General features: G+C 65.1%; 13 protein-coding genes. 3 read left to right on the forward strand and 10 right to left on the reverse strand.

Annotated features, from left to right (window positions below; translation table 11 throughout):
* Window positions 1-28: 28 nt before the first annotated feature.
* Window positions 29-1,543 (reverse strand): glycerol kinase GlpK, encoded by a 1,515-nt coding sequence (gene glpK / locus AC3A4M_RS10680; protein WP_498735729.1) that lies wholly within the window; start codon window positions 1,541-1,543, stop codon window positions 29-31.
* A 167-nt stretch (window positions 1,544-1,710) separates the two neighbouring features.
* Between glpK and AC3A4M_RS10685 the strand changes: the two genes are divergently transcribed.
* Genes AC3A4M_RS10685 through AC3A4M_RS10695 form a run of 3 tightly spaced genes read left to right on the forward strand, consistent with a single transcriptional unit; the run spans window position 1,711 to window position 4,514 of the window.
* Entirely contained in the window at window positions 1,711-2,550 is an 840-nt protein-coding gene (locus tag AC3A4M_RS10685; protein WP_498735730.1) for an aldo/keto reductase, read from the forward strand.
* Window positions 2,551-2,553: 3 nt separating this feature from the next.
* Complete coding sequence (locus AC3A4M_RS10690; RefSeq protein ID WP_498735731.1) at window positions 2,554-3,435, forward strand: alpha/beta fold hydrolase; 882 nt, start codon at window positions 2,554-2,556, stop codon at window positions 3,433-3,435.
* Entirely contained in the window at window positions 3,432-4,514 is a 1,083-nt protein-coding gene (locus AC3A4M_RS10695; protein ID WP_498735732.1) for a glycosyltransferase family 4 protein, read from the forward strand. Before AC3A4M_RS10690 ends, AC3A4M_RS10695 begins: the two co-directional genes overlap by 4 nt.
* Here AC3A4M_RS10695 and AC3A4M_RS10700 read toward each other — a convergent pair.
* The 9 genes from AC3A4M_RS10700 to carA form a co-directional block, all read right to left on the reverse strand.
* Entirely contained in the window at window positions 4,511-6,637 is a 2,127-nt protein-coding gene (locus AC3A4M_RS10700) for a primosomal protein N' (RefSeq protein WP_498735733.1), read from the reverse strand. The two genes, AC3A4M_RS10695 and AC3A4M_RS10700, sit on opposite strands and share 4 nt — an antisense overlap.
* Before the next feature lie 7 nt (window positions 6,638-6,644).
* On the reverse strand, window positions 6,645-7,850 hold the full coding sequence (gene metK / locus AC3A4M_RS10705; protein ID WP_498731407.1) for a methionine adenosyltransferase: 1,206 nt from the start codon (window positions 7,848-7,850) through the stop codon (window positions 6,645-6,647).
* Between the two features lie 69 nt (window positions 7,851-7,919).
* On the reverse strand, window positions 7,920-9,146 hold the full coding sequence (gene coaBC, locus AC3A4M_RS10710) for a bifunctional phosphopantothenoylcysteine decarboxylase/phosphopantothenate--cysteine ligase CoaBC (RefSeq protein WP_498735734.1): 1,227 nt from the start codon (window positions 9,144-9,146) through the stop codon (window positions 7,920-7,922).
* Between the two features lie 36 nt (window positions 9,147-9,182).
* On the reverse strand, window positions 9,183-9,446 hold the full coding sequence (gene rpoZ / locus AC3A4M_RS10715) for a DNA-directed RNA polymerase subunit omega (RefSeq protein WP_169997529.1): 264 nt from the start codon (window positions 9,444-9,446) through the stop codon (window positions 9,183-9,185).
* Between the two features lie 49 nt (window positions 9,447-9,495).
* On the reverse strand, window positions 9,496-10,068 hold the full coding sequence (gene gmk, locus AC3A4M_RS10720; protein ID WP_498735735.1) for a guanylate kinase: 573 nt from the start codon (window positions 10,066-10,068) through the stop codon (window positions 9,496-9,498).
* Window positions 10,069-10,089: 21 nt separating this feature from the next.
* The gene (gene mihF / locus AC3A4M_RS10725) at window positions 10,090-10,407 is read right to left on the reverse strand and encodes an integration host factor, actinobacterial type (protein ID WP_074702268.1); all 318 of its coding nucleotides are present in this window, start codon (window positions 10,405-10,407) and stop codon (window positions 10,090-10,092) included.
* Window positions 10,408-10,527: 120 nt separating this feature from the next.
* On the reverse strand, window positions 10,528-11,388 hold the full coding sequence (gene pyrF, locus AC3A4M_RS10730) for an orotidine-5'-phosphate decarboxylase (protein WP_498735736.1): 861 nt from the start codon (window positions 11,386-11,388) through the stop codon (window positions 10,528-10,530).
* Window positions 11,381-14,680 (reverse strand): carbamoyl-phosphate synthase large subunit, encoded by a 3,300-nt coding sequence (carB, locus tag AC3A4M_RS10735; RefSeq protein ID WP_498735737.1) that lies wholly within the window; start codon window positions 14,678-14,680, stop codon window positions 11,381-11,383. Before carB ends, pyrF begins: the two co-directional genes overlap by 8 nt.
* On the reverse strand, window positions 14,680-15,942 hold the full coding sequence (gene carA / locus AC3A4M_RS10740) for a glutamine-hydrolyzing carbamoyl-phosphate synthase small subunit (RefSeq protein ID WP_498735738.1): 1,263 nt from the start codon (window positions 15,940-15,942) through the stop codon (window positions 14,680-14,682). The genes carB and carA overlap by 1 nt, the downstream gene beginning before the upstream one ends.
* Between the last annotated feature and the right edge of the window lie 2 nt (window positions 15,943-15,944).

A 15,944-nucleotide genomic window follows, 5' to 3' on the forward strand; every position in this document is an offset into this window, starting at 1 on the left:
CCCTTGGCATCGTCCAGTCGCATCAGGTTCAGCGCACGTCCTCGTCCACCCAGTCAAAAGTGCGGGTCACCGCCTTCTTCCATAACCGCAGCTGCCGGTCCCGCTCGGAGGAGTCCAGCCGTGGTTCCCAGCGACGGTCCTGGGCCCAGTTCGACCGCAGTTCCGAAAGGTCCTGCCAGAATCCAACGGCCAGCCCCGCTGCGTAGGCCGCGCCTAGTGCCGTGGTTTCGGCGACCTTGGGCCGGATGACCGGGACACCGAGAATGTCTGCTTGGAACTGCATCAACGCATCGTTGGCAACCATCCCGCCGTCGACCTTCAATTCCGCAAGCGGAACGGCAGCATCAGCGTTGACGGCTTCCAGCACTTCACGGGTCTGGAACGCCGTGGCTTCCAGGGCAGCCCTGGCGATGTGTGCTTTCGTGACGAAACGCGTCAGCCCCACCAGGGCTCCGCGCGCATCGGCACGCCAGTAGGGAGCGAAGAGGCCGGAAAATGCGGGCACAAAGTACGCCCCGCCGCTGTCGGGCACCGAGGAGGCCAGCTCCTCGACCTCCATGGCCGAACCGATGATGCCCAAGTTGTCCCGCAGCCACTGAATCAGTGACCCAGCAACAGCTATCGAGCCTTCAAGGGCATAGCACGGTGCGTCGTCGCCAATCTTGTAGGCCACGGTGGTCAGCAGGCCGTTGGCGGATTCGACGATCTCGCTGCCGGTATTGACGATGACAAAACAGCCGGTGCCGTAAGTGTTCTTGGCATCCCCGGCGTCGAAAGCTGCCTGCCCGAAAGTCGCTGCCTGCTGGTCGCCAAGAATCCCGGCAACGGGAACGTGCCGCAGCAGCTGGGATCCATGGACGGTCCCGTACACCTCGGCAGAAGACTTGATTTCCGGGAGCAGAGAAGCCGGCACATCGAAGGCCTCCAGGATGGACCGGTCCCAGGCAAGAGTCTTTAAGTCCATGAACAGCGTCCGGGAAGCGTTCGTGACGTCCGTGACATGGACTCCGCCGTCGGTACCTCCCGTCAGGTTCCACAGCACCCAACTGTCCGTGGTGCCGAAAAGGAGCTCGCCGGCGTCGGCCTTGGCCCGGGCGTCCTCCACATTGTCCAGAATCCATTTCAGCTTCGTTCCGGCGAAGTACGGGGAAAGCGGCAGCCCCGTAGTTGCTTTGAACCGGTCGGTGCCGCCGTCAGCGGCCAGGGCGTCGCAGATAGGCTGGGTGCGCACATCCTGCCACACGATGGCGTTGTAAACCGGTTTTCCGGTGTTCCGGTCCCACACCACGGTGGTTTCGCGCTGGTTGGTGATGCCCACGGCGGCAATATTGTGGCGGGTCAGATTGGCGCGCGCCAGCGCGTTGCCGATGACCTCGCGGGCGTTGTCCCAGATTTCCACCGCATCATGTTCCACCCAGCCTGGCTGCGGGAAAATCTGCCGGTGTTCCTTCTGGCCGGTCGAAACGATCTGCCCTGCATGGTCAAAAATGATGGCCCGCGAGGACGTGGTCCCCTGGTCGATCGCCAGAATGTAGTCGGACAAAGCGGACCTCTTCCCTAGGACAGGACACCGGCGCCGGAGGGCAGCACCGACTGGGCTCGAACCTAGTCCCGCTGCGGGTGGAGGTCAATTCCTGCCAGGCGGCTGTGCGGCTCTTTTACGGCGGTGGTTGGCCGCCGATGCCGGCATTGCTCGGTAGAGTCTTGTATATGGGAACGGCAGATAAAACGGCGCTGAACAACGGCGTCCTGATGGACCAGCTGGGCTTCGGCCTGTACAAAGTTCCGCCGCAGGACGCCGGCGGCCTTTGCTACCAGGCTTTGGAATCCGGCTACCGGCATTTCGACACTGCCGCTCTGTACGCCAATGAAGCGGGCGTGGGTGAGGCGGTCCGCCGGTTCCTCGCCGAGGAACCGGAATTCAGCCGCGACGACATTTTCGTCACCAGCAAGGTATGGAATGACAGCCACGGCTACGACGCGGCGCTGCGTGCCTTTGACGCATCGCTGGCCATGCTTGGGCTCGACTACGTCGACCTGTATCTGATCCATTGGCCGCAGCCGGAACGGGCACTGTACGTGGACACTTACCGGGCCTTGGAACGCCTCTACCATGAGGGACGCGTCCGGGCCATTGGCGTTTCCAACTTCCAACCGGCCCATCTTGAAGAACTGTTGAAAAACTGCGACGTGGTGCCGGCGGTCAACCAGATCGAGCTGCACCCGTGGCTCCAGCAAGAGCAGCTGCGGGAGCTGCACGCTGCTCACGGAATCCGGACGGTCGCCTGGAGCCCGCTGGGGCGGGGGAAAGTTCTGTTCGACCCGGTGGTCGCGGAACTGGCTCAGGAACTGGGCAGGACGCCGGCCCAGATAGTGCTGCGCTGGCACCTGCAGTTGGGCAACGTGGCCATCCCGAAGGCTAGCTCGCAGCAGCGGATCCAGGAGAACTTCAAGGTGTGGGACTTCGCCCTCGATGCTGCAGCCATGCAGCGGCTCGGCGGGCTTGAGCGGAACGGCCGCATCGGTTCCCACCCGGACGAGGTGAACTAGAGCGTGCCTGCCACCAAAGACCGTGCGGTCCGCCGTGCCCTCAGTCTCGGCTCGGGGGAAGTGGCCTACTGGGAGTACCCGGCCCAGACCCCGAACGGTAAATCCGATATTCTGGTCGTTCACGGGTTCCGTGGCGACCACCATGGCCTGGAACTGGTCGCCCAGTCGCTCCCCGGGCACCGGATCATCTCCCCCGATCTGCCCGGCTTCGGCGCCTCCGCACCGTTCTCGGGGCGCCGGCACAGCGTGGAAAGTTACGCGGACTTCGTGGCGGACTTCGCAGCTGCTCTGGAACTGGGGCCGGACACCGTCATCATTGGCCATTCGTTCGGCTCGATCATCGTCAGCCATCATCTGGCCACGCACACGGGTTCGTTCCGGGCAGCCGTGCTGATCAATCCGATCAGCGAACCCGCCCTCAAGGGTCCGAAGGCGGTGGCTTCACGGCTCGCCGAGTTCTACTATTACCTCGCGGCAAAGCTGCCCGAAAAGCCAGGAATGCGCCTGCTGCAGCACCCGCTGATTGTCAGGGTCATGAGCATCATGATGGCCAAGACCAGGGACCGGCAGCTGCGTCGGTACATTCATGGACAGCACGATGCCTACTTCAGCGCCTTCGCCAACCGGGACGTGGTCCTTGAGGCGTTCCGCGCCTCCATTTCCCACGACGTCCTCGAGGTCGCGCCGCGGCTGAAGCTGCCGGTTCTCCTGATCGCCGGCCGGAAGGACGATCTGGGCTCCGTGGACAGCCAGCAGCAGCTGGCGGCGCAGCTGCCTGACAGCCACTTGGAAATAATCGACGGCGTGGGCCACCTCATCCACTACGAGGCGCCGGATATTGCGGCCGCCATGATCAGCGAGTTCCTCGACGGGCTGGAGCGGTGAAGCTTGTCATCGACGCCCGTTATACGCGCACCGACCAGCTGGACGGCATCAGCCGCTATGGCTCCAATCTGATCTCGGCTGCCTCGAAACTGACCGAGGTGCTGATGCTCATCAACGACGAACGGCAGCTGCAGTTCCTTCCCGCCGATGTCCCGTGGGTCAAGATCAACAGTCCCCTCTCCCCTGCCGAACTCCTCGTGGCGCGCCGGATAAATAAACTGGGCGCCGACGTCGTTTTTTGTCCCATGCAGACCATGGGCAGCTTCGGCAGGCGCTACGGCCTGATTCTGACCATCCACGACCTGATCTATTACCGCCATCCCAGGCCGCCGGGATTTTTGCCGCTGCCGGTCAGGCTGCTGTGGCGGGTCTACCACAAGGCGTACTGGCCGCAGCGCCTGCTGCTCAACCGGGCGGACACGGTTGCGACCATCAGCCGGACCACGCGGTCGCTGCTGCAGCAGACCCGGCTCACCCGGCGCGAGGTCAGGATCGTTTCCAATGCCGCCCAGCCGCTGGGACCACCGCGGGATCCGTCGGCGGCCGTGCGCAAGGAACTGCTCTACATGGGGTCCTACATGCCCTACAAGAATGTCGAGACGCTCATCGACGCAATGGCGCTGCTGCCCGGCTACCGGCTGCATCTGCTCAGCCCCATCCAAGGGCCGAGGCGTGCAGAGCTGGCGGACCGCGCGGCGGATGCCGCACAGCTGGTGTTCCACAACGGGATTTCCGACGGCGATTACCTGCGCCTCCTGCACGAAGCCTCGGCGCTGGTCACGCTGTCCAGGGACGAAGGCTACGGGCTGCCGCTCATCGAAGCCATGGCCGCCGGAACACCTGTCATCGCCAGCGACATTCCCATTTTCCGGGAGGTCGCCGAAAACGTGGCGCTCCATGTGGATCCGGACGATCCTGAAGCCTTCGCCGCCGCCGTCCGCGAGCTGGAGGATCCGGAACGGCGGCGTCGTGCATCGGCCGAGGGGGTGCTCCGCGCCGCGGAGTATGACTGGGACAGCTCGGCAGCGCAGCTGATTGGGGCGGCCGAAGAGGTGCTAGCCAGGCGCCGGGCCTGCTAGAGCAGATCCAGGCCGTCGCAGCGGACCTGGACTGGTTCCGCCAACCGTTTGGCGGAGACGGCCGCCTTTCTGGCCCGGAGGGCTCCGGTCACGGTATTCCCCTGCTGGTAGCTGAAGAACAACAGCAGGCGGTGGTGTCCGGCCGGGGCCCCGTAATTCTCCAGCTCAGTGGGGCCCACTGTACGGACGTCGCCGGGGATTTCGAGTCCGGACATAAACGTCTCAATTCCGGCGGTTGAACCGGTAATGGCTGCGATCCTGAGCGCGGGAGGCAGCTGCAGTTCACGCCGCAACGCGAGCTCCCGGGAAGCGGCCCCGGCTGGATCCCAACGCACCAGCTGCCCGACCACCGCGTCATGGTCGGCCGTGATCACTACTGTCCCGCCCTCGGCTGCCGGACGGACCAACGATGCGGCGGTGAACCAGCGGCGCAGGGCATCTTCGGGAGCGCGCAAAGACTCACGGCTCAGCAGCGAGTTGCCATCCAGCAGCAGGGCCGCGGCATATCCGCCGGCGACCGCCGGCTCCGCCCCCGGCGTCGCCACCACCACGGCTTTGCCGGCCTTGACCGTGGCCTTCACGTGATCACCCGCTGAAGAGATGACTGTGGCCCCGGGAAAGGCCCGGCCAAGCTCCTCTGCTGTTCGCGAGGCCCCGATGACCAACGCCCGCAGTCTGCCCGAACCGCAAACGCCGCAGCGCCAGTGGGCGGCGAGCCGGCCGCACCACCGGCAGGTCAGCGCTGTCCCGTAACCGGCTTGTCCCAGCGGTCCTTGGCATTCGGTGCAGCGGGCCGGTGTGCGGCAGTCCTGGCAGGCCATGGCCGGTGAAAAACCTGTCCGCGCGACCTGTACCAGGACGGGCCCGTGTTCGAGTCCTTCCCTGGCTGCCTGCCACGCCGCCTGCGGAAGCCTGGCATGGCGGAGCAGAGGATCGCGTTCCTGCTGGAACGTATCGGCGGTGTTGACGACCCGGGGCGTGAGCGCACGCAATGCCGGCCGGTCAGCCTGCAGGGGCTGAGCCCAGCCGGTTTCAACAAGCCGCTGGCTCTCCGTGCTGCGGGCAATCCCGGCCAGCAAGGCCGCGCAACCGGTTTGCTCCGCGCGCAGCAGCAGGACCTCGCGCGTGTGCTGGTAGGGGGCGCGCTGTTCAACGTACAGATCATCGCCGTCGTCCCAGATCGCAACCAGGCCCAGCTCACGGACCGGTGCGTAAGCCGCGGACCGGGTGCCGATCGCGACCTTGGCGGTACCGTGCAGAAGTTTCAGGTAGTTCCGGTAGCGCGGGGTCGGACCGTCATCGGCGCTCAGCCGCACGAACGCCTCGGCACCAATCGTCGCCTCGAGCGCCTCGCCCAGCAGGTCAAGATCCTTGGCATCAGGGACCACCACCAGGGCACCGCGTCCGCTGGTCAGCGTCGCCGCTACGGCCGCCGCCAACTGGCGTGTCCAGGATGCCGGCCCGTAGGACTTGTGGCTTGAAAGTACCGCCCGTGGCGACTCTCCGGCGGCCAGATGGGCCAGAAACGCCGCAGCGCTTCGGTAGCCGGCAAAGCAAACCGCCGGGTCCGCAGCATCCGCTGGCGCGTTGTCTGCGCCGGCTTCCGGGTCCGGCTCGTCCGACTGCCCCGGGTCTCCCCCTGTCGGTGCGCCCGGCATGAGCCGGCCCGCTGCCGCGAATTCCTTGTCCACCTTGGCCACCCGTGGAGGGATCGCAGCGCGGACGACGTCACTGAGCGTCCCGGCGTACCGCCTGGCCAATGCGCCCGCCAGCTCCAGCAGCTCCGGGGTCAGTACCGGCTGGGCGGAAATTACCTTTGCCAGCGGGCTGAGCCGGACCCCCTCTGCAGCTTCTGCTTTGCGTCCGATGATGTAGCCGCTGATCTCCTGGCCGCCGAAACGGGCTTTGATGCGTGCCCCGGGAACCGCCTCCGCGGCGGCCTCCTGCGGAACCAGATAATCGAAGACGCGGTCCAGATGCGGCACTGCGGACTCGATCAGGACCTCGGCCACCGGGTTCTCTCCGGCCGGCACAGTGGCGCCGCGGGGTTTGGCGGGCGAGGAGAATCCGTGCAGCAGCGACAGCTGGACGGCTTCCTCCCCCGGGGCTGATCCGTCTGTCACGCTGGAATCAGGCGTTGAAGTAGCTGCGCAGAGCCTCGGCCCGGTCGGTGCGTTCCCAGGTGAAGTCTTCCTGTTCGCGGCCGAAATGTCCGTGCGCCGCGGTCTGCAGGTAGATGGGACGCTTGAGCTGCAGGTCGTTGATGATGCCCAGCGGCCGCAGGTCGAAGATTTCCTGGACGGCGTCTGCGATGCGCAGCGGGTCCACTGTCTCGGTGCCGAACGTCTCCACATAAATCCCGACCGGCCGTGCCATTCCGATGGCGTAGGCGATCTGGATTTCGGCCCGGCGAGCCAGGCCGGCAGCCACGACGTTCTTGGCCACCCAACGCATGGCGTAGGCTGCCGAGCGGTCGACCTTGGACGGATCCTTGCCACTGAACGCGCCGCCGCCGTGGCGGGCCATTCCGCCGTAGGTATCCACGATGATCTTGCGTCCGGTCAGTCCGGCGTCCCCCACCGGGCCGCCGATGACGAACTCTCCGCCCGGGTTCAGAATATGGCGGACGTCGGAAACGTCCAGGTTCGAATTGGCCAGCACCGGTTCAATAACGTACTTGGACAGGTCCGCCCGCAGGTGGTCGAGATCCACGCCGGCTTCGTGCTGGCTTGAAATGACCACGGTGTCAACGGAAACCGGCTTATCGCCATCGTACCCGACGGTGACCTGGGTCTTGCCGTCAGGCCGCAGGTACGGCAGCGTGGCGTCCTTGCGGACTTCCGTCAGCTTCTCGGAAAGCCGGTGCGCCAACCAGATCGGTGCCGGCATGAACACCTCGGTCTCGTCGCTGGCGTAGCCGAACATGATGCCCTGGTCGCCGGCGCCCTGTGCATCGTAGTCGTCCTGCTGCGTGCCCTCGCGGCCCTCCAGCGAATTGAACACGCCGGACGCGATGTCCGTCGACTGCTGCCCGATGGACACGGAGACGCCGCAGCGGGCGCCGTCGAAGCCCTTGTCGGAAGAATTGTAGCCGATGTTCAGGATGGTCTCGCGGACAATCTGCGGGATCTCAACGTAGCCTTGGGTCGTCACTTCGCCGGCCACATGGACCAACCCCGTTGTGGCGAGTGTCTCCACAGCGACACGCGAGTCCGGGTCTTCGCGGAGCAGCGCATCAAGAATGGCGTCCGAGATCTGGTCGCAGATCTTGTCCGGGTGCCCTTCAGTGACGGACTCGGAGGTAAAAAGCCGCAGGGGGGAAGCAGAAGAAGTCACAGACATACCTTACTTGGTCTTAAGCCGCAGCTGCCGCGCCTGTCAACAGGCGGCGAGGGGGCGGAATGGTCAGGAGACGAGCTCCGCCGCCACCCGTTCGATGATGGTGCGGGCCACGGTGTCCTTGCTCCCGGCCGCTGTCTGCGGATCAGCGCCGGAATTATCGAGAATGCTGATTGCAGTCTTGTCCTGGCCGAACACCAGATCCCGGCCCACCTGGTTCAGCACCAGCAGATCGCAGCCCTTGCGGGCCAGCTTTTGACGTGCGTAGCCCAACACATCGCTGCTGCTGTCCCCGGTTTCAGCGGCAAAGCCGACGATCAACGCCGGACCCGTTCCGCTGTCGCGCCGGGCCTGGACAATTTCCTGCAGGATGTCCGGGTTGCGCACCAGGGTGATGACCGGATCCGCGGCGTCGTCGCGTTTCTTGATCTTGGTTTCGGCTGCCTCCGCGGGACGGAAGTCAGCTACAGCAGCAGCCATAATAACGACGTCGGCACGCGCCGACGCTTCAAGCATCGCCGTCCGCAGCTGCAGGGCAGTTTCCACCCGCGTAGTCTTGACGCCCTCAGGCGGAGCAACATCCATGTGGGCGGCGACAAGCTCGACCTCGGCGCCGGCGGCCGCCGCGGCCCGCGCCAACGCGACACCTTGCTTTCCCGACGAGCGATTGCCCAAAAAGCGCACCGGGTCCAGCGGTTCGCGAGTTCCGCCAGCGGTGATGACCACACGCTTGCCCAGCAGTATGGTGGTGCCTGCGGCCGACTGGCTTTCGCCGAGCTGCTCAAGGGCGAATTCGAAGATTTCCTCCGGCTCCGGCAACCGGCCGGGCCCGGTGTCTTTGCCGGTCAACCTGCCGACGGCTGGATCCATGACGAGGGCTCCGCGGCCGCGCAGCGTGGCAATATTTGTTTGCGTTGCCGGGTGCTGCCACATTTCGGTGTGCATAGCCGGCACGAAAACCACCGGCCCCCGGGCCATCAGCAGCGTATTGGTGAGCAGGTCATCGGCAAGGCCAGCCGCGGCACGGGCAAGAACGTCCGCGGTGGCAGGAGCCACCACCACCAGGTCAGCGTCCTGGCCCAGCCGCACATGGTTCACGGTGTCCACCGCGTCAAAGACGGTGGTCGACACTGGCTGGCCGGAGAGTGCTTCCCAGGTGGCGCGCCCGACGAACTTCTCGGCGGCCTCGGTCGGGACAACGGTGACCTGGTGTCCGGCTTCCTTAAACAGCCGGAGCAGGGATGCGGACTTGTAGGCGGCGATACCGCCGCCCACACCTAGAATGATCCGCATTCCTGCTCCGTTACCGTGTTGAGTTGTTGCCTGGTACTACTCTGCAGCCGGTTCCGCCGGCTTGGAAACCAGCAGGCCTTCGTTGATCTCGCGCAGGGCGATGGAAAGCGGCTTCTCGTTCAGCTTGGTGTCCACCAGCGGGCCAACGTACTCGAACAGGCCCTCATGCAGCTGCGAGTAGTAAGCGTTGATCTGGCGGGCGCGCTTGGCACCGTAGATCACCAGGGCATACTTCGAGTCCGTCGTCTCCAGCAGGGAGTCGATCGGCGGATTAATGATGCCTTCGAGGTTAGTCGACACTTATTCTCCAAAAAATTCTGTAGGTATCTGCTTCACTGACGGTCGCGGTCTAACGCGGGTTCGGTACGAGCCCCATCAGCGAAACAAGCTCTTCTGCCGCCCGCCGGACATCGTCATTTACGACGGTGTGGTTGAATTCGGATTCGGCAGCAAGTTCCAGTTTAGCGGTTTCCAGCCGTTGCTGCTGTTCCTCCGGCGTTTCTGTGCCACGGCCCACCAGGCGGCGGACCATTTCGTCCCAGCTGGGCGGCGCCAAAAAGACGAAATTCGCCTCCGGCATGCTTTCCTTCACTTGGCGGGCGCCCTGCAAATCGATCTCCAGGAGCACCGATTTCCCTTCCGCCATCGCCTGCTCCACGGTGTTCCGGATGGTTCCGTAGCGGTTGCGACCGTGGACTACGGCCCATTCGAGCATGGCACCATCGGCCACCAGCCGGTCAAACTCCTCGGCGGCGACGAAATAGTAGTGGACCCCGTCCACCTCGCCGGGGCGCGGTGCCCGCGTGGTAGCGGATACCGACAGCCAGACCTGCGGGTAATGGTCGCGGATGAAAGTGGAGACGGTTCCCTTGCCGACGGCGGTGGGACCGGCCAGGACGGTGAGGCGGGGTTTATCAGACATGCTTTCCATCTGTTGCAGGATCTATTGTGATTCCAGAAGTTCGATCAGGGCCTTGCGCTGGTGCACGCCCAGACCCCGGACCCGCCGGGTTGGGGCGATTCCGATGCTTTCCATTATGGCCGCGGCCCGGACCTTGCCGATGCCCGGCAGCGCCTCGAGCAATTCGACGACCCGAAGCCTGCCGATCGATTCAACATTCTTCGCCGTATCGATGACCTCGGCCACGCTGACCCGGCCGTCTTTAAGCCTGGCTTTGATCTCGGCCCGCTCGGCTCTGGCCGCGGTGGCCTTGTTTCGGGCTGCAGTGCGTTCAGTATCCGACAGCGGTTTCAGGCTCACAGGCTTCTCCACATCGTATCGCTGGCCGCAGCCGCGGCTAGGAAGTAATCAGCTTGCACTGAACCTATCCGCTAGCGCCCGGGAAAATCAATCCTCCCCGGAGCCCGATCGCTGCAGACCTCAGTCCGCAAGCATTTCCATTGTGCTGTCGACTGCCGAACGCAGGCCCTGCGGGTCCGGTCCGGCCCTGAGGATTTCCCGGCTCGAAGTCGCCAGTACATTGCCGTAGGCCCGGCCGAAGGTGCGTCGCAGGTCCGCGCCGGTTGCACCCTGCGCGCCGAGACCGGGCGCCAGGACCGGACCGTTGAGCGCGGCCAGATCCAAGCCCAGCTGCGCAGGCGCGTCCGCAACCGTGGCACCCACCACGAGGCCCACGGACCCCAGCGTGCCGTCGCGGTCCGCGGCAGCATTGTCAGCCGACGCGGCCTCCACAATCCGGCGCGCAACGGAGTCTGCGCCGCCGGCATGCTGGACGCTGGCGCCTTCAGGATTCGACGTCAGGGCCAGCACGAACACGCCCCGCCCCGTTCCGGCAGCCAGATCAAGGGCCGGCCGCAACGACTCGTAGCCAAGGTACGGGCTCAGCGTCACGGCATCCGCGGCCAGCGGCGAGCCGTCTGCAAGCCAAGCCTGGGCGTATGCGGCCATGGTGGAACCGATATCGCCGCGTTTGGCATCGGCAATAGTCAGCACCTCGGCCGCCGCCGCGGCGGCGAGAAACTTCTCCAGGGCCGCAAGGCCTCGTGAGCCGTGGCGCTCGAAGAGCGCCACCTGCGGCTTGAGCGCGGCAACGCCCTCCCCCACCGCCTCCAGCACGGTGAGGGAAAAGCGTTCCAGCCCATCGGCGTCGTCGTTCAAACCCCAGGACTCCAGCAAGGCCGGATGCGGATCGATGCCCACGCACAGCTGTCCGTGTTTCTGCATGGCGGCCCGCAGCCGCGCCCCGAAGGACGCGGCGGGTCCGGAGGCGGCGTCAGGCATCGACGGCGGCCTTCAGCTTCAGGGCGTGCTCCTGCAGGCTGGTGACGTCCCACTCGTACTGGCGCATGGCTTCGATGGCCTGGATCGCCGCGCCGAATTCGGACACGGTGGTGATGACAGGCGTACCTACCGAGGTTGCGGCGGCGCGGATCTCGTAGCCGTCCCCGCGTGCCTGTCCACCCGAGGGGGTGTTCAGGATCAGGCCGATGGCACCTTCGGTGATCAGATCCACTATGGTGCCTTCGCCGTCGGGGCCGCGGCCTTCGGCAACCTTGCGCACGGTGGTGGACTGGATGCCGTTGCGCCGCAGCACTTCGGCGGTGCCGCCCGTGGAGAGGATTTCGAAGCCCAGATCGACCAGCAGCTTCACGGGCATGATGATGGAACGCTTGTCCCGGTTCGCCACGGAAACGAACACCTTGCCGGACGTGGGCAGGGCGCTGTTGGCGGCGGCCTGGGACTTGGCGAAGGCCGTGTCGAAGTACTTGTCGATACCCATCACTTCGCCGGTGGAACGCATTTCCGGGCCGAGCAGCGAGTCAACAACCGTGCCCTCGGGAGTGCGGAAGCGGTTGAAGGGCAGCACGGCTTCCTTCACGGCCACCGGTGCATCCAGCGGCAGGGTGGAACCGTCCCCCGTCTCCGGCAGCATCTTGTAAGCGGTGCGCAGCTGGTGGATGGTCACGCCGGTGCCGATCAGCGCGGCGGCCTTGGCCAGCTGGACGCCGGTGGCCTTGGACACGAACGGCACGGTACGGGAGGCACGCGGATTGGCCTCGATGACATACAGCACGTCCGAGGCGAGGGCGAACTGGATGTTGATCAGACCGCGCACGCCGACACCCTGGGCGATCGCGAACGTAGCCTCGCGGACCCGTTCGATGACGGAAGTGCCGAGGGTGATCGGCGGCAGGACACAGGCCGAGTCGCCGGAGTGGATGCCGGCTTCCTCGATGTGCTCCATGATTCCGCCCAGGTACATGTCCTTGCCGTCATACAGCGCGTCGACGTCGATCTCAATGGCGTCTTCGAGGAAACGGTCCACCAGGACCGGGTGGTCCGGGGTGATTTCCGTGGCGTTGGCGATGTAGCGCGAGAGGTTGGGCTCGTCGTAGACAATCTCCATGCCGCGGCCGCCCAGTACGTAGGACGGGCGGACCAGCACCGGGTAGCCGATTTCGTCGGCGATCTTTTTTGCTTCCTCGAAGGAGACTGCGGTCCCGTTCTTCGGGGCTATCAGACCGGCCGCGTCGAGCACCCGCTGGAAGGCACCGCGGTGCTCGGCCAGATCGATCGCTTCGGGCGACGTGCCAAGGATGGGGATGCCCGCGTCGGCCAGTGCCTGGGCCAGCTTGAGCGGGGTCTGGCCGCCGAGCTGGACGAAGACGCCCATCACGCCGCCGGTGCGCTCTTCAGCCGCGATGACCTCCAGCACGTCTTCGAGCGTCAGCGGTTCGAAGTAGAGACGGTTGGAGATGTCGTAGTCCGTGGAGACGGTTTCCGGGTTGCAGTTGATCATGACCGTCTCGTAGCCGGCACTGCGCAGGGCCATGGTCGCGTGCACGCAGCTGTAGTCGAACTCGATGCCCTGGCCGATCCGGTTCGGGCCCGAGCCGAGGATGATCACGGACGGCTTGGCGTGCAGCTCGACCTCGTCCTCCTCGTCATAGGAGGAGTAGTGGTACGGCGTGTAGGCCGCGAATTCCGCTGCGCAGGTATCCACGGTCTTGAACACCGGGCGGATGCCCAGTGCGTGCCGCACGCCGCGCACTACGGCCTCGGGGGTGTTGGTCAGCTTGCCGATCTGCTCGTCGGAGAAGCCGTGCCGTTTGGCGAGGCGCAGGATCTCCTCGGTGAGGGCAGGCGCATTGCGGATCTCGGCGGCGATCTCGTTGATCAGCTGCAGCTGGTCCAGGAACCACGGGTCGATGCCGGTGGCTTCGTACAGCTGTTCCACGGTGGCGCCGCCCAGCAGGGCGCGCTGGACCTGTGACAGCCGCTCGGTCGTGCCGGTTTTGGCCTTTTCCAGCAGTTCCGGAACCTCGAAGTCGTTGACCGGATCGAAGGTCAGCTGCGCGTCCTTCTGCTCCAGTGAGCGCAGGGCCTTCTGCAGCGCTTCGGTGAAGTTCCGGCCCAGCGCCATGGCCTCGCCGACGGACTTCATGGTGGTGGTCAGTGTCGGATCGGCCGCCGGGAACTTCTCGAAGGCAAAGCGCGGGACCTTGACGACAACGTAGTCCAGCGTCGGCTCGAACGAAGCCGGCGTCTTCTGGGTGATGTCGTTGGGAATTTCGTCCAGCGTGTAGCCCAGGGAGAGTTTGGTGGCGATCTTGGCGATGGCGAAGCCGGTTGCCTTCGAGGCCAGGGCCGAGGAGCGGGAAACGCGCGGGTTCATCTCAATAACGACGACGCGGCCGGTATCCGGCTCGATCGCGAACTGGATGTTGCAGCCGCCGGTATCGACGCCGACCTCGCGGATCACCGCGATGGAAATGTCGCGCAGCCGCTGGTATTCGCGGTCCGTCAGGGTCAAGGCGGGCGCCACGGTGATGGAGTCCCCGGTGTGCACGCCGACCGGATCGAAGTTCTCGATGGAGCAGACGACAACCACGTTGTCGTTCTTGTCCCGCATCATCTCGAGCTCGTATTCCTTCCAGCCCAGGATGCTCTCTTCGAGCAGGACCTCGCTGGTGGGGCTGTACTGGATGCCGGCGCCGGCAATGCGGCGCAGGTCCTCCGCGTTGTACGCCATTCCGGAACCGAGACCACCCATGGTGAAGGACGGCCGGACCACCATCGGGTAGCCCAGCTCATCGGCTGCCTTGAAGGCCTCATCCATGGAGTGCACGATGATGGACTTGGCGGACTCGGCGCCACAGCGTTCCACGACGCCCTTGAACTTCTCCCGGTCCTCGCCGAGTTCAATGGCTTCGATGTTGGCGCCGATGAGTTCGACGTTGTACTTGTCCAGGACGCCGTTCTTGTCCAGCGCGATGGCGGTGTTCAGCGCGGTCTGGCCGCCCAGGGTCGGCAGCACGGCATCCGGGCGTTCCTTGGCGATGATCTTCTCGACGATCTCGGGAGTGATCGGCTCGACGTAGGTGGCGTCGGCGAACTCAGGGTCCGTCATGATCGTGGCCGGGTTGGAGTTCACCAGGATGACCCGCAGGCCTTCCTCCTTGAGCACCCGCAGGGCCTGCGTGCCGGAGTAGTCGAATTCGGCGGCCTGTCCGATGACGATGGGGCCGGAGCCGATAACCAGAACGCTTTTGAGGTCTGTTCTCTTGGGCATTAGTTTTCTTCCTTGGCGTCGCTGGCGACGGCGACAGTTGTATCGGTGTCTGCAATAAGTGCTTTGGAGACGTCGGCAGCATCCGTAGTGCCGGGATTCTTCTTTTCGGCCGCCATCAGATCAATGAAGCGGTCGAAGAGGTAGGCCGAGTCATGCGGGCCGGCTGCGGCTTCGGGGTGGTACTGGACCGAGAAGGCAGGGATGTCCAGGCAGGCCAGGCCCTCGACGACGTCGTCGTTGAGGCTGACGTGGCTGACCTCGACCCGGCCGAAGCGTTCTTCCGGTGCGCGGGTGACCCCGTCGGTGGGAGCGTCGACGGCGAAACCGTGGTTCTGGGAGGTGATCTCCACTTTACCGGTGCGGCGGTCCATCACCGGCTGGTTGATGCCGCGATGCCCATAGCGTAGTTTGTAGGTGCCGAAGCCCAGGGCCCGGCCCAGAATCTGGTTGCCGAAACAGATGCCGAAGAACGGCATCCTGGCGTCCAGGACGTCCCGCAGCATGCCTACTTGAGTGTCAGCGGTGGCAGGGTCGCCGGGGCCGTTGGACATGAAAACGCCGTCGGGATTCACTGCCTGGATGTCTGCCAAGGTTGCGCTGGCAGGCAGCACATGCACGCGCACGCCACGTTCGGCGAAACGCTGCGGCGTCATGGATTTGATGCCGAGGTCCAGTGCGGCGATGCTGAAGCGCGGTTCACCTTCCCAGCCGTGATCTGCCGGCTCGACCACATAGGCGGCATCGATGCTGACCTCCTCGGCCAGCCGGGCGCCCTCCATTGGAGCCTGTCCGTTGACCTCGGCCAGCAGCTCCGGCATGGGCCGGGCGGCTTCCTCGCCGGAGAAGATTCCGGCCTTCATGGCGCCGCGTTCGCGCAGGTGCCGCGTGATGGCCCGGGTGTCGACGCCCTGGATGCCGATGATGCCCTGTTCGATCAGTTCCTCGTCCAGGCTGCGCTCGGAGCGCCAGTTGGACGGCCTGCGGGCGGCGTCGCGGACAATGTAGCCGGCAACCCAGATCCTGCGGGACTCCGCGTCCTCGCGGTTGACGCCGGTGTTGCCGATGTGCGGAGCGGTCTGCACCACCAGCTGGCGGGCGTAGGACGGGTCCGTGATGGTTTCCTGGTAACCGGTCATGCCGGTGGCGAAAACCGCCTCGCCCAACGCCGTGCCCTGGGCACCGTAGCTGCGTCCGCGGAATGTGCGGCCGTCTTCAAGAATCAGCAGCGCTGCATTCGAGGAAGTTGTTTGATGATCTGTCACTG

Source organism: Arthrobacter sp. Soil_C_60, assembly GCF_057656375.1.